General features: G+C 68.4%; 13 protein-coding genes. 7 read left to right on the top strand and 6 right to left on the bottom strand.

Annotation, left to right across the window (positions count from 1 at the left end; genetic code table 11):
* Window positions 1-59: 59 nt before the first annotated feature.
* Together MC45_RS05200 and MC45_RS05205 are read right to left on the bottom strand one after the other, a co-directional pair.
* A complete protein-coding gene (locus MC45_RS05200) occupies window positions 60-1,142 on the bottom strand; it encodes a Zn-dependent alcohol dehydrogenase (RefSeq protein ID WP_038660404.1) in 1,083 nt (360 codons plus the stop codon).
* A gap of 118 nt (window positions 1,143-1,260) precedes the next feature.
* Window positions 1,261-2,523 (bottom strand): acyl-CoA dehydrogenase family protein, encoded by a 1,263-nt coding sequence (locus MC45_RS05205; RefSeq protein ID WP_038660407.1) that lies wholly within the window; start codon window positions 2,521-2,523, stop codon window positions 1,261-1,263.
* A 152-nt stretch (window positions 2,524-2,675) separates the two neighbouring features.
* On the opposite strand from MC45_RS05205, the gene MC45_RS05210 reads away from it, so the two are divergent.
* From MC45_RS05210 to MC45_RS05230, 5 genes are all read left to right on the top strand, one after another.
* Window positions 2,676-3,929 (top strand): TetR/AcrR family transcriptional regulator, encoded by a 1,254-nt coding sequence (locus tag MC45_RS05210; protein WP_038660410.1) that lies wholly within the window; start codon window positions 2,676-2,678, stop codon window positions 3,927-3,929.
* Window positions 3,926-4,696, top strand: coding sequence for a thioesterase family protein (locus MC45_RS05215; protein WP_038660413.1), 771 nt, complete (start codon window positions 3,926-3,928; stop codon window positions 4,694-4,696). Before MC45_RS05210 ends, MC45_RS05215 begins: the two co-directional genes overlap by 4 nt.
* Before the next feature lie 128 nt (window positions 4,697-4,824).
* Window positions 4,825-5,298, top strand: a complete 474-nt coding sequence (locus MC45_RS05220; protein WP_245640845.1) for an EF-hand domain-containing protein — start codon at window positions 4,825-4,827, stop codon at window positions 5,296-5,298.
* Between the two features lie 71 nt (window positions 5,299-5,369).
* Window positions 5,370-6,089 (top strand): response regulator, encoded by a 720-nt coding sequence (locus tag MC45_RS05225; RefSeq protein ID WP_038660416.1) that lies wholly within the window; start codon window positions 5,370-5,372, stop codon window positions 6,087-6,089.
* Between the two features lie 43 nt (window positions 6,090-6,132).
* The gene (locus tag MC45_RS05230; protein WP_179944578.1) at window positions 6,133-7,461 is read left to right on the top strand and encodes a sensor histidine kinase; all 1,329 of its coding nucleotides are present in this window, start codon (window positions 6,133-6,135) and stop codon (window positions 7,459-7,461) included.
* Between the two features lie 101 nt (window positions 7,462-7,562).
* On the opposite strand, the gene MC45_RS05235 is transcribed toward MC45_RS05230, so the two are convergent.
* The 4 genes from MC45_RS05235 to MC45_RS05250 are packed head-to-tail and all read right to left on the bottom strand — an operon-like array spanning window position 7,563 to window position 12,003.
* Window positions 7,563-8,846: an MFS transporter gene (locus MC45_RS05235; RefSeq protein ID WP_038660419.1), complete on the bottom strand. Its 1,284-nt coding sequence runs from the start codon at window positions 8,844-8,846 to the stop codon at window positions 7,563-7,565.
* Window positions 8,843-10,969: a M3 family metallopeptidase gene (locus tag MC45_RS05240; RefSeq protein WP_342667013.1), complete on the bottom strand. Its 2,127-nt coding sequence runs from the start codon at window positions 10,967-10,969 to the stop codon at window positions 8,843-8,845. The genes MC45_RS05235 and MC45_RS05240 overlap by 4 nt, the downstream gene beginning before the upstream one ends.
* 51 nt (window positions 10,970-11,020) lie before the next feature.
* Window positions 11,021-11,224 carry a hypothetical protein gene (locus MC45_RS05245; RefSeq protein WP_038660422.1) on the bottom strand — a complete coding sequence of 68 codons (204 nt, stop codon included), beginning with the start codon at window positions 11,222-11,224 and terminating at the stop codon, window positions 11,021-11,023.
* Window positions 11,221-12,003, bottom strand: coding sequence for a Crp/Fnr family transcriptional regulator (locus MC45_RS05250; RefSeq protein WP_038660424.1), 783 nt, complete (start codon window positions 12,001-12,003; stop codon window positions 11,221-11,223). Before MC45_RS05250 ends, MC45_RS05245 begins: the two co-directional genes overlap by 4 nt.
* A gap of 187 nt (window positions 12,004-12,190) precedes the next feature.
* Between MC45_RS05250 and MC45_RS05255 the strand changes: the two genes are divergently transcribed.
* A complete protein-coding gene (locus MC45_RS05255) occupies window positions 12,191-12,442 on the top strand; it encodes a hypothetical protein (RefSeq protein ID WP_156143775.1) in 252 nt (83 codons plus the stop codon).
* 19 nt (window positions 12,443-12,461) lie between these two features.
* Window positions 12,462-13,934, top strand: a complete 1,473-nt coding sequence (locus MC45_RS05260; protein WP_038660430.1) for a phospholipase D-like domain-containing protein — start codon at window positions 12,462-12,464, stop codon at window positions 13,932-13,934.
* Window positions 13,935-13,980: the final 46 nt, after the last annotated feature.

Here is a 13,980-nt window from a genome sequence, read left to right on the forward strand (position 1 = left end):
TGCCCGGTGGACCCCGGAACAAGTCCGGGGTGACGGGCGGAATACGGCGAGCGCGTCGCTCACCCGAAGGTGATCACGGTGCGCGTCGCGTCGCCCTTGCGGAGTTCGGCGAAGGCATGGTTGATCCGCTCCAGCGGCAGGCGCTCTGCGATGATCGTGTCGAGATCGAGCGCGCCGCGCATGTAGAAGTCGACGAGGCGCGGGATGTCGACCGGGAAACGGTTGCTGCCCATCAGTCCGCCCTGCAGCTTCTTGCCCGAGAGCAGGTCGATCGCCGACAGGCCGACCGACTCGCTCGGCGGCAGCATGCCGAGGATCGTCGCGGAGCCGCCGCGGCGCAGCACCTTGACCGCGGTGGCGGCGCTCTGCGGCCGTCCGACCGCCTCGATCGCGTGATGGACGCCGCCGCGGGTGAGTTCGATCACCTCGTCCGCCGCGGTCGGGGAGCCGGCGTCGATACTGTGCGTCGCGCCGAGCTTTTCGGCGAGCGCGCGCTTCTCCGCCACCGGATCGAGCGCGATGATCTTGCCCGCGCCCGCGATCTTCGCTGCGTTGATCGCGGCGAGGCCGATGCCGCCGCAGCCGACGACGCATACCGTCTCGCCGGGCGTCACGTCGGTGGTGTTGAACACCGCACCCGCGCCGGTGGTCACGGCACAGCCGAGCAACGCCGCGCGATCGAGCGGCATGTCGCGGTCGATCGCGACGCAGGCGTGTTCGTGGATCAGCATCTGTTCGGCATAGGCCGACAGGTTGAGCATCTGCGCGACCGGCCGGTCGCCGAGCATCAGCCGCGGCGGCGCCCCCTTGGGACGGCGGACGGCGGCGTCGACGCACAGCGCCATGCGGCCGGTGACGCAGAATTCGCACTGGCCGCAATAGGCGGACAGGCAGGTGACGACGTGGTCGCCGACCTTGACCGTGCGCACCTCGCTGCCGATCGCCTCAACGACGCCGGCGGCCTCGTGGCCGGGAATCGTCGGCAGCGCATGCGGGTAGATGCCGTCGACGAAATGCAGGTCGGAGCGACAGACGCCGACCGCCGCGGTGCGGATGAGGACTTCGTGTGCGGCGGGCGCCGAGACGGTGACCTCCTCGATGCCGAGCGGTTGTTTGGGTTCGAAGAGGATGGCGGCTTTCATGGGATGTTCCTTTCGCAATCAGCGGATCGCGCGCACCCTCACCCTTCGCCGGCTCTTCCCTCTCCCGCCGGGAGGGGGAGGGAGACGCGAAGCGTCGGAAGGGTAAGGGTGAAGTTGGTTACCGCACCGGCCGCTCGGCCGCATAGTCCCCGTATTTGCCGAACTCCGCCCGCGCGATCGCGCGATTGTGGACCTCGTCCGGGCCGTCGGCGAAGCGCAGCGTGCGCATCGCAGCCCAGGCGTGGGCGAGATGGAAATCCTGCGACACGCCGCCGCCGCCATGCGCCTGGATCGCGTCGTCGAGGATCTGCAGCGCCATATTGGGCGCGGCGACCTTGATCATCGCGATCTCGAGCTGCGCCGATTTGTTGCCCGCCTTGTCCATCATGTCCGCCGCCTTGAGGCATAGCAGCCGCGTCATCTCGATATCGATGCGCGCCTTGGCGATCCGCTGTTCCCACACCGAATGGTCGGCGATCCGCTTGCCGAAGGCGACGCGCGACAGCAGCCGCTTGGCCATCGCCTCGATTGCCGTCTCGGCAACGCCGATCGTGCGCATGCAGTGATGGATGCGCCCCGGCCCGAGCCGCCCCTGCGCGATCTCGAACCCCCTGCCCTCGCCGAGCAGCACGTTCTCCACCGGCACGCGCACGTCCTTCATCACCACCTCGCCATGACCGTGCGGCGCGTGGTCGTAGCCATAGACGCTGAGCATCCGCTCGATCGTGACGCCGGGCGCGTCCATCGGCATCAGGATCATGCTCTGCTGCGCATGGCGCTTGGCCGAGGTATCAGTCTTGCCCATCACGATCGCAACCTTGCAGCGCGGATCGCCGACCCCGGACGACCACCATTTGCGGCCGTTGATGACGTAATGATCGCCGTCGCGGATCATCGACGTCTCGATATTGGTGGCGTCGGACGAGGCGACCGCCGGCTCGGTCATCAGGAAGGCCGAGCGGATCTCGGCGCGCATCAGCGGGCCGAGCCAGCGCTCCTTCTGGTCGCGCGTGCCGTAGCGGTGGAACACCTCCATGTTACCGGTGTCGGGCGCGGAGCAGTTGAACACCTCCGACGCCCAGTCGACCTTGCCCATCTCCTCGGCGCACAGCGCATATTCGAGGTTGGTGAGCTGTGTCCCCTCGAACGGGAAAGTATCGTCGACGTGCGTCTGGCCTGAGTTGGGCGGCATGAAGAAATTCCACAGGCCCGCCGCCTTCGCCTTTTCCTTGCACGCTTCGATGACCGGGATCACCTTCCACCGCTCGCCGGCATGCGCCTGCGCGTCATGCTCGGCCTGGCGCGGGCGGATCTCCTGATCAATGAAGGCGCGCACCCGGTCGCGGAAATAGGTTTCGCGTTCGCTCAGTGTGAAGTCCATGCGCCTCTCTCCGACGTGTCTGCACATGGTCTAGGCCGTACCGCACATTCGGTAAAGTGGCGGGAGGGGACGAACCGGGCGTTTTTCACGCCTGATCCCGGGCGATGGAGAAAACACTGTTTCTTCTAAACCGGCCTTGGTAGACGGGCGGGATGGATGAGACGGAGGCGGACGCCGGCAGCGCCACGGGAGACGAGGAACAGGGGACGAAGCGTTTCCGCGCGAAACGCGACGCGATCCTGTCCGCCGCCGCCGAGGCGATCAACGAGCAGAGCGCGAAGGGGATGACCTTCGCCGACGTGGCGCGGCGCGTCGGGCTTAATACCACCAGCGTCACCTATTACTTCAAGCGCAAGGAAGATCTGGCGGCGGCGGCGTTCGAGCATACGCTCGACCAGCTGCTGGCGATGATCGACGAGGCGGGACATGCGTCGACCCCGCGCGAGCGCGTGCGGCGCTATCTCGCACTCAACATGGAGCGGCTCGCACGGGTGCAGCGCGGCGAGGAACGCGCGATGGCGGTCCTGTCGGACCTGCGCGCCACCGAGGAGCCGAACCGTACCCGATTGATGAATCGCTGGCGCGAAGTGTTCCGGCGGACGCGCGGCCTGTGGGGTCCGCCGGCCAATCGTGCCGAGACCGACCTGTTCGGTGCGCGGGCGCACGTGCTGCTCGAGAACACCTTCTGGCTGCCGGTGTGGCTGGTCCGCTACGAGCCCGATCAATATGCGCGGGTCGAGGCGCGGCTGATGGACGTGTTCGACCACGGCATCGCCGTGCCGGACGGTCGCTGGGCGCCGCAACCCATCGACCTGACCCACGAGGAGAGCGAGCCGGGGCGCGCGGCGTTCCTGCTGGCGGCGACGCGGCTGATCAACGAGCTCGGCTATCGCGGCGCCTCGGTGCAGCGGATCGCGGCGGAGCTCAACGTCACCAAGGGCAGCTTCTACCATCATCTCGACGCCAAGGACGATCTTGTCATCGCCTGCTACCGGCGCAGCTTCGACACGATCTCCGACGCGCAGCGGCTCGCCGACGCGGCGGGCGGGACGCATTGGCAGCGGCTGGCGAGCACGATCGCCACCTTGCTCGACGTGCAGTTCGCCGAGCGGACGCCGCTGCTGCGCACGACCGCGCTGTCCGGGCTGCCCGGCGTGGTGCGCACCGCGATGGTCGACCGGTCGAACCGGATCGCGCGGCGCTTCGCGGGCACGATGATGGACGGCATCGCCGAAGGGTCGATCCGCGCGGTCGACGCGCTGGTCGCGGCGCAGGCGTTGATGGCGTTGCAGAATGCGGCGTTCGACATGCGGAAATGGGCGGCGGCGATGCCGCGCGAACGCGCCGTGGCGATGTATGCCTCGACCTTGCTGTTCGGCCTGTTCGACGACCGGGCGCTGCGGTGACGACGCTCGGTGCGGTGATCGCCGGACTGGAGCCGGCGGCGCAGGGCTGGCGCGGCACGGTGCCGGATACGTGGTTGCAGGGGCGGACGGCCTATGGCGGCCTGTCCGCGGCGCTGGCGCTGCATGCGGCGATGGTCGCGGACGTCGACCTGCCGCCGCTGCGTTCGGCGCTGGTGGCGTTCGTCGGGCCGCTGAGCGGCGCGATCACGGTGCGCGGCGAGGTGCTGCGGCGCGGGCGCAACGCCGCGTTCGTGCAGGCGGACGTGTCGGGCGAGGCAGGCTTGGGGTTGCGCGCGACCTTCGTGTTCATGCGCGCGGTCGAGTCTGGGTTGGAGCATCGGGTCGGCCGCGCCCCGCACGTTGCCCCGCCGAGACCGGCGGACACGATCTTGCGCGGCCATCCGGCGGTCGCCTTCTCGCAGCATTTCGACATGATCGACCGGCATGACGCCGATGCGGCGGAATGGCTGCGCTGGGTCCGGTTGCGCGACCGCGACGGCGTGCATCCGCTCGTCGCGCTGCTCGCGGTGGCGGATTGCCTGCCGCCGGTGGCGCTGAAGCTGCTCGGCCGGTCGGCGCCGGTGAGTTCGATGACGTGGCAGCTCAACCTGCTGGGCGAAGCGCCGACGACCGACGACGGCTGGTGGCTGCTGCGCTCGACGAGCGATTATGCGTCGGCGGGCAGTTCGAGCCAGGCGATGGCGATCTGGGCGACGGACGGAACGCCGGTCGCCGAGCAGATGCAGAGCGTCGCGGTGTTCGCCTGACGCGATCAGCGACCGCCGCATGCGACAGATTGCGACAAATTCCGGCCCCCGGGACACACGGCCGCGACATGCAGCGGCCATAAGGAGATGATGCGGCAGGGATCGGCCCGCCGGGGGTGGAGGACGTCATGATATCGATGCGGTTCGGGCTTGCGATCGCGAGCGGGTTGTTGGCGACGGGTGCGGTCGCGCAGACCATGCCCCCTGCCCCACCGCCCGGCGGCGGGATGATGCGGCTGGACGCGGACCACGACGGCGTTATCACGCGGGCGGAGATGATCGCCGAGGCGGAAGCGCGCTTCGCCGCGATGGATACCAACAAGGACGGCAAGGTAACGCCCGAGGAACGCGACGCGGCGCGCGAGGCGATGCGCGCGCAACGCGGCGGCGGTGAGGGGCCGAGCGGCGGCGGCGGGATGCGCGCCGGGGGCGACCGGGAGATGACGCGTGCCGACGCGCTCGATCGGGCGGCCAAACGCTTCGACCGGCTCGACGCCAATCATGACGGCAAACTCGACGCGACCGAACTCGCCGCGGCGCGACCGATGCGCGGCCCGCGCGGCAGCGGCGACATGCCCCCGCCCGCCCCGCCGGCACAGTAACATCTTGACCGGGCGGGCGATTGTCCGCCCGGACTTTGCAGGAAGGGCGTGCCGTGGCTAATGCCGAACCGATGGGAGACATGCCGCACCTGCTGCTCGTCGACGACGAGCGATCGATCCGCGAACCGCTCGCGCAATATCTGACCAAACAGGGGTTTCGCGTCACCCAGGCGGCGGATGCGGAGAGCGCGCGGACGCGGCTCGCCGCTTATGCGATCGATCTCGTCATCCTCGACGTGATGATGCCCGGCGAGGACGGCCTGTCGCTGTGCCGGCATATCGCGGCGACCAGCGATACGCCCGTCATCCTGCTCACCGCCAAGGCGGAGGAAACCGACCGGATCGTCGGGCTGGAGATGGGCGCCGACGATTATGTCGTGAAGCCCTTCTCGCCGCGCGAGCTGGCGACGCGGGTCAAGGTGGTGCTGCGCCGGCTGACCGCCGGCGGCGCGCGCCAGCATGCGCCGGAAAGCGGCTCTTATGCCTTCGCCGGCTGGGTGCTCAAGACCGGCGAGCGTGCGCTGGTCGATCGCGAGGGCGTGTCGGTGCCGCTGTCGACCGGCGAATACAATCTGCTGCTGGCGCTGGTGACGCGGCCGCGGCAGGTGCTGACCCGCGACCAGTTGCTCGACCTGACGCAGGGGCGCGAGGCGGCGGCGTTCGATCGCGCGATCGACAACCAGATCAGCCGCCTGCGCCGCAAGATCGAGGCGGATGCCAAGCTGCCCGAGATCATCAAGACGGTATGGGGCGGCGGCTATACGCTGGCGGCGGAAGTCACCCGCCTGTGAGGCCGACGCCGTGAGACTCTGGCCGCGCAGCCTTGCCGGGCAAATGGCGGTCCTGATCGCGCTGGCGTTGTTCGTCGCGCAGGCGGTCAATTTCGGTCTGGCGCTGCGCGAGCGCGCGGCGTTCCGGCTGGCGCAGGCGACGCGGCCGGTCGCGATCCGCATCGCCGACGCGATGGAGCGCGAGGCACAGGGCGGCCGGCCGATCCCGCGCGACCATGGCCGTATCCGGCGTGCCGACCGCAACGATATCCCCACCGGGCTGCCGCGTCTGCCCGAACTGGCGAGCGAATTGCGCGACCAATTACGCGAGCAGGGCGTCGAGGTCGGGCGGATCGATACGGGCGTGCGCAACTGGACCGCGATGGACGATGCGGTGCTCGGCCGCAGCATCGCGCGTGCCAGCCGGACGCGGCGCGACGGCGACCGGCCTGAGCAGGCGCTGCTGATCGCGATCGAGCGACCCCGGTCGGGCTGGCTGGCGGTGATCGTGCCATGGGGCGACTCTGGCGGCATGCACCTGTTCTGGCGATTGTTCGCGCAGACGTTGATCCTCTACGGCGTCGTGCTGCTGCCGGTCTTGTGGATCGCACGACGGATCTCCCGACCGCTGCGCGAGCTGACCGCGGCGGCGCAGCGCTTCGGCCGCGGCGGCAGCGAGACGCCGGTGGCGGTGGAGGAGCACGGGCCGGCGGATATCGTCGGGCTGGTGCGCTCGTTCAACGCGCTGCAATTGCGCGTCACCGCCATGCTCGACGAGAAGGACCGGATGCTCGGCGCGATCGGGCACGATCTGCGCACGCCGCTCGCCGCGCTGCGCGTGCGGATCGAATCGGTCGAGGACGACACCGACCGCACGCGGATGGCGGACACGATCGCCGAGATGAACCGGACGCTGGACGACATCCTGTCGCTGGCGCGGATGGGACGGCCGAGCGAGCCGCTGACCGAGGTCGATCTTGCCGCGCTGGTCGATGCGGTGGTCGAGGATTTCCGCGATCTCGGCCAGGACGTCGCCTTCGAGGAGGCGGAGCGGTTGCGCATGCGGCTGCGGCCGTCGCTGATCCGCCGCGCGATCCGCAACCTGATCGAAAATGCGGTGAAATACGGCGACGGTGCCGAGGTGCGGCTGGTCGCGGAGACGACCATGGTGCGGATCGAGGTAGCGGATCGCGGGCCCGGCATCCCGGAGGAACGGCTGGGGGACGTGTTCGAGGCGTTCACCCGGCTGGAGACGTCGCGCAATCGCGACACCGGCGGGATCGGTCTGGGGCTGGCGCTGGCGCGGACGATCGTGCGCGAGGCGGGCGGCGACGTGCGGCTGGCGAACCGCGACGGCGGCGGGCTGTGCGCGACGATCGAACTGCCGCGGTAAGCGATGTTTCGCGCCCGCCTGTCTCACACCGTTCGCCGCGAGCCTGTCGAAGGGCTTGAGTCTCAAGGTGCTTCGACAGGCTCAGCACGACCGGTCGGGGGTCAATCCTCCGCGATCTGGCTGTGCGCCTGCGTATCGCGCATCCGCCAATAGGTGATGAGCGATACCGCGATCATCGCGGTGACGTACCAGTAGAAGGCGCGCTCCATCTGCGCGTTCTTGAGCCACAGCGCGACATATTCGGCGGTGCCGCCGAACGCGGTGTTGGCCAGCGCATAGGGCAAGGCGACGCCGAGCGCGCGGATATGCGCGGGGAACAGCTCCGCCTTCACCACCGCGTTGATCGCCGTATAGCCGGTCACGATCACCAGCGCGGTCATCACCAGCGCGAAGGCGGCGAGCGGATTCTTCACCGTCTCCAGCGCGGTGAAGATCGGCACCGTCGCCAGCACGCCGGCGATGCCGAAACCGATCATCAGCGGCCGGCGGCCGATCCGGTCGGACAAGGCCCCCGCCAGCGGCTGCAACGCCGCATAGAGCGCGAGCGCGCCGGTCATCACCCAGGTCGCGGTCTCGCGGCTGAAGCCGCTGGTGTTGACCAGGAACTTCTGCATGTACGTCGTATAGGCATAGAAAGCGAGCGTACCGCCGGCGGTCAGGAGCACCACCGTCGCCGCCTGCCGCGGATGTTTGGAGAAGAGCAGCCAGCCGCTCGACTTGGGCTTGTCCTTGGCATTGGTGAACGCCTCGGTCTCCATCAGCCCGCGGCGGATGCGGAAGACGACGATCGCGAGCAGCCCACCCAGCGCGAACGGCAGGCGCCAGCCCCATTCCTCGAGCTGCCCCTCACTCAGCACCGCCTGCAACAGCAGCAGCGTGAAGAGCGCGAGCAACTGCCCGGCGATCAGCGTGACATATTGGAAGGACGAGAAGAAGCCGCGCCGGTTCTTCCCCGCCATCTCCGACAGATAGACCGCGCTCGCACCATATTCGCCGCCGACTGACAGGCCCTGCATCAGCCGCGCGAAGACGAGCAGCGCGGGCGCGCCCCAGCCGATCGTCGCATAGCTCGGGCAGATCGCGATCAGGAAGGCGCCGGCGCACATCAGCGTCACCGACAGCGTCAGCCCCGCCTTGCGGCCGCGGCGGTCGGCGTAGATGCCCATGATCCACGCGCCGATCGGCCGCATGACGAAGCCGACCGCGAACACCGCGGCGGTGTTGAGCAATTGCGCGGTGGGATCGCCCTTCGGAAAGAAATGCGGCGCGAAATAGAGGCCGAAGGCGGAATAGACGTACCAGTCGAACCATTCGACCAGATTGCCTGCCGAGCCGCCGAGGATCGATTTGAGCCGGCCCGCCGGCGCCGCCGCCGCGCCGCTCATTTCGCGGCTCCGGTGGGGAAACCGCGCTTGCGCAGCAAGGCGTTGACGTCGGGGTCACGACCGCGGAACGCACGATAGGCTTCGGCACGGTCGGTCTCGTTGCCGGTCGACAGCAGGATCTTGGCGAAGCGGTCCGCGGTCGCCTTGTCCCACGGGCTGCCCGCCTCCTCGAACGCCGCGAACGTGTCGGCGTCCATCGTCTCCGACCACAGATAGCTGTAATAGCCCGCCGAATAGCTGTCCGACGAGAACAGATGATTGAACTGCGGCAGGCGGTGCCGCATCACGATCTCACGCGGCATGCCGATCTCGGCGAGCGCCTTGCGCTCGAATGCGTCGGGATCGACGATCCCGTCGGCGACGGTGTGCAGCTTCATGTCGACGATCGCCGAGGACAGATATTCGGTGGTGGCGAAGCCCTGGTTGAAGGTCTTCGACGCCTCGATCTTGTCGAGCAGCGCCTGCGGCATCGCCGCCCCGGTCTGGTAATGGCGCGCATATTTGTCGAGCACGTCGCGGGTTAGCAGCCAATGCTCGTTCACCTGGCTGGGATATTCGACGAAGTCGCGCGGCGTGCCGGCGAGGCCGGGATAGGTGACGTTCTGCAGCATCGCGTGGATCGCGTGGCCGAATTCGTGGAACAGCGTCTGCGCATCGTCGAGGCTGATGAGGATCGGCTCGCCCTTGGCACCCTTCGCGAAATTGTTGTTGTTCGACGACAGCACATTCTGCGCCGGCGCGAGGTTGCGCTGGCCCCGATAGGTGTTCGCCCAGGCGCCCGAGCGCTTGCCGGTCCGCGCGAAATCGTCGCGATAGAACAGGCCGACTTCCTTGCCGTTGCGGTCGGTGACGTGCCAGACGCGCATGTTTGGCTCGAACACGGGCACGGTGCCCGTGATCTCCTTGAAATTCAGCCCGTACAGCCGGTTGGCGGCGTAGAGCGAGCCCTGAATGATGTTGTTGAGCTCGAAATAGGGTTTGAGCTGCGCCTGATCGAGGTCGTAGCGGGCCTTGCGCACCTGCTCCTGATAGAAGCGATAGTCCCACGGCTCGATCGTGATCTTCACGCCGCTCTTGTCGGCGATCGCCTGCATGTCGCGGACCTCTTCGCCGACGCGCGCCTTGGCGGCGGGCCAGACGCGCAGCATCAGGTCCATCGCCGCCGCGGGCGTCTTCGCCATCGTATCCTGCATTCGCCAGTCGGCATGCGTCCTGAAGCCGAGCAGATGCGCACGGTCGGCACGCAGTTTGACGATTTGCGCGATCACCGCATTGGTGTCGTTCGCGTCGCCATTGTCGCCGCGGTTGGTGAAGGCGCGCCACACCTTCTCGCGCAGGTCGCGGTCGCTCGCGAAGGTGAGCACGGGATCGACCGCGGAGCGCGTGTTGACGATCGCCCAGCCGGTCTGGCCGCGTTCGGCGGCGGCGGCCTTGGCGACTGCCTTGACGCTGTCGGGGACGCCGGCGAGCTGCGCTTCGTCGGTGACGAGGATCGCGGTCCCCTCGTCGGCCAGCAGGCGCTTGGAAAAGTCGCTGAACGCGCTGGCGAGCTGCTGGTTATAGGCCGAAAGCTGCGCCTTCTGCGCCGCATTCAGTTTTGCGCCCTGACGGACGTAGCTGTCATAGGTGCGCGTCACCAACCGCTGCTGCTGCGCATCGAGCTTGGTGCGCGCCTTGTAGACCGCCTCGATCCGCGCGAAGAGCTTGGGATCGAAGGTGATCGCGTCCGACGCCGCGGCGAATTTGGGCGACCATTCGCGGTCGAGCGCTTGATAGGCCGGGCTGTTCATATTGCCGGTCATCACGCCGAACAGCGTCATCACCCGGCCGTAGCGCTGGCCGGCGAGCTGCATCGGCACGAAGGTATTGGCGAAGGTCGGCGCGGCGGGATCGTCGGCGATGCGGCGATAGTCGGCGGCGCGCTCGGCGAGGGCTGCCTCGAACGCGGCGGGGAACAGCTCCGGCTTCACCTTGTCCCAGGGGGGAACGCCGCCATAGGTGCCGGTCCATTCGGCGAGCAGCGGGTTGGCCGTGGGCGACTGCGCCAGCGCGTCGGTGGCGACCAGCGTACCGGCACCGATGAGGGGCAGGCCGAATGCGGCGGCGACGAGATATTGCAGCAAGACGTTCTCCGGATCGTTCAGCGACCTAGCATAGTCGCTGATCCCGGCACGTCACCCCGGCTGATTGGCCTGCGCCTGCGCCGCATGCACGGCGGCGAGCAGGCGGCGCCCCGTCTCCGCGGCGGCCGCGGGGGTCATCGCCACCGCCACGCCGCCGGGACCATCGAGCAGCACCTGCCCGTTCTCCACCGACACGATCCCCGCCTCGGTCTGGACGGCATAGGGACGGCCGGCGTGCTCGTCTGCGAAGGTCATCCCGCCTTCCAAACGCCGACATCCGAATAGAGATAGTCGCTGGCGAATTCAGCCACGGCGCAGAGCCCGCGGTGATCGAGGATCTCGACGCGGCCGTTCTTGAACGTGAGCAGCGCCCGCTCACGCAACGTGCGCAAGGTGCGGTTGACGTGGACGCCGGTCAGCCCGCACGCCTCGGCGAGATCGGGCTGGGTGAGCGGCAGGTCGAACTTTCCGTCCCGCGCCAGTCCGACCATCTCCAGCCGCGCGTAAAGCTCGCAGAAGAAGTGCGCGAGCCTGCCCTCGGCGCCGAGGCGGCCGAGGCGGAAGATCCATTCGCGATGCATCGCCGCGTCGATCAGGGTCGCGAACCACAGGAAGCGGGTCAGAGCGGGATGCTGTTCGGTGATGCCGACCAGCGTCTGATGATCGAACAGCGCCATCTTGACCGGGCCGAGCGTGCCGATGTCATGATCGAGGCGGCCGGTCGGGAAGCCATGGAGATCGACGAAATCGCCCGGGATATGGACCGAGACGAGCTGCCGATAGCCCTCGCGATCGTCCATGTAGCGGGTGACGTAGCCCTCGATCAGCATCATGCTGGTCTCGACCGGCTCGCCGCGCCGGACGAGGTGGTGGCGCGCCGGATAATCCTTCACCGTCGTCGCCGCATCCTCGAGCACTCGACGCTCCTCGAGCGTCATCCGCATGCGGCTACGGCCCATGAGGAAGCGGCCGGTTCGCGGAAATTGACCGAGATCGTCCTGGGTGTTCACGGTGTCCGTCGGATCGTCTCTCATCAACACACTCTAACAGGAATCGGTGGCGTAACGTTCCATCGCAAGCTTCACGTCGCCGCGCAAGCCGGCGTCGGAAGCCTGCCTATCGCGATGGCGAGCCGTGCGCGGATCGCGGCCGAGACGCGCCTCGAGCTGGGCGGCGCGTGACGTGGAGGGTGACGCGCGAGGCGGAATGGAAAGCGACGCGGTGATCGAGGCCGCTTTCTGCGGCACCAGGGGCGGCGCGGCGCTGCGCAACGTCGCCGGCTCCTTCTATGACTTCACGGCGCAGCATTTCACCGGTACGCACGCGACCACGCTGACCGCGCCACCCGATGCCTGGGGTGCACGGTCGGCCGCCGTCTGGGCGGAGCAGCTCGCTGCCTCGCCCGCATTCGATCCAGCCGCGACGCTGTTCGCGCGCAGCGCCGAGGTGCTCGACCGCATCTATGGCCGTTAACGGGACTTAGCGCACGACCATGGGCGAACCAGCCACTTCATCGTCAGGGGTGTTCGAGCCCGGCCGCAACGTATGGCGGGTGGCCCGCGCCGAGCGGCTGTCGGTGATCGTCGATGCCGATCGCTATTTCGGGGTCGCGCGCGAGGCGTTCGCGCAGGCGAAGCGGCGGATCATGCTGGTCGGCTGGGACTTCGACGCGCGCATCCGGCTGATCGGCAGCACCGGCACCACCGAGGGGCCGGAGACGGTCGGCGACTTCCTCTACTGGCTGGTCGAGCGCAATCCCGAGCTGGAGCTGTACCTGCTGCGCTGGGACGTCGGCGCGATGAAGTCGGTGTTCCGCGGCAAGACGATGTTCACCGTGCTGAAATGGGCGCGCCATCCGCGCATCCACGTCAAGCTCGACCACCACCATCCGACCGCCTCGTCGCATCACCAGAAACTGGTCTCGATCGACGATTGCCTCGCCTTCTGCGGCGGCATCGACATGACCGCGGAGCGCTGGGACACGCGCGCGCACCGCGACGACGATCCCGGCCGCAAGCTGCCGGGGGGCAAGCCGTACAAGCCGTGGCACGATGCGACCACCGCGATCACCGGTCCGGCGGCGGCGGCGCTCGGCGAATTGTGCCGGCAGCGCTGGAAACTGGCGACGGGGGTGATGCTGCCGCCGGTCGAGAGCGAGGGCAGCTGCTGGCCGGCGTCGCTCGAAGCGACCTTCGAGGGCGTCGACCTCGGCATCGCGCGCAGCCAGCCGGAGATGCCCGACGAGGCGCCGGTGACCGAGATCGAGGCATTGTTCCTCGACCAGATCCGCAGCGCGCGCCGCCACATCTATTGCGAGAGCCAGTATTTCGCCTCGCGCCGGATCGCCGAGGCGATCGCGGCGCGGCTGGACGAGGCGGACGGGCCGGAGATCGTCATCGTCAACCCGCTGACCGCGCAAGGCTGGCTCGAGCCGCTGGCGATGGACACCGCACGCGCACGGCTGGTCGAGACGCTGCGGCGGCGTGACACGCACGGGCGGCTGCGGCTGTACCATCCGTTCACCCGCGGCGGCACGGCGATCTATTGCCACGCCAAGATCACCATCGTCGACGACCGGCAGCTGCGCGTCGGCTCGGCGAACATCAACAACCGTTCGCTGCGGCTCGACACCGAATGCGACGTGGTGCTCGACGCCGCGCGGCATCCGGACGACGGGCTGGAGGCGAAGATCGTCGCGGTGCGCAACGACCTGATCGCCGAGCATCTCGACGTGCCGGCTGAGCGCGTCGGCCAGTTGATCGAGCAGACGGGGTCGCTGATCGAGACGATCGAGCGGCTGCGCGGGCCGGGCCGCTCGCTCAGGCCCTATACGGTGCCGGATCTGGACGGCGTCGAGAAATGGCTGGCGGACAATGAGGTGCTCGACCCCGAGGGGCCGGGCGAGATGTTCGAGTCGGTGACGCATCGCGGGCTGTTCCGCGGGCGGCTGCGGCGGGTGCGCTAGGGGGATTCTACGCCCCCCAATGTGTGACAAGCGATGAAATGCTGCG

The sequence above is a fragment of the Sphingomonas taxi genome (assembly GCF_000764535.1).
Taxonomy (GTDB): Bacteria; Pseudomonadota; Alphaproteobacteria; order Sphingomonadales; family Sphingomonadaceae; genus Sphingomonas; species Sphingomonas taxi.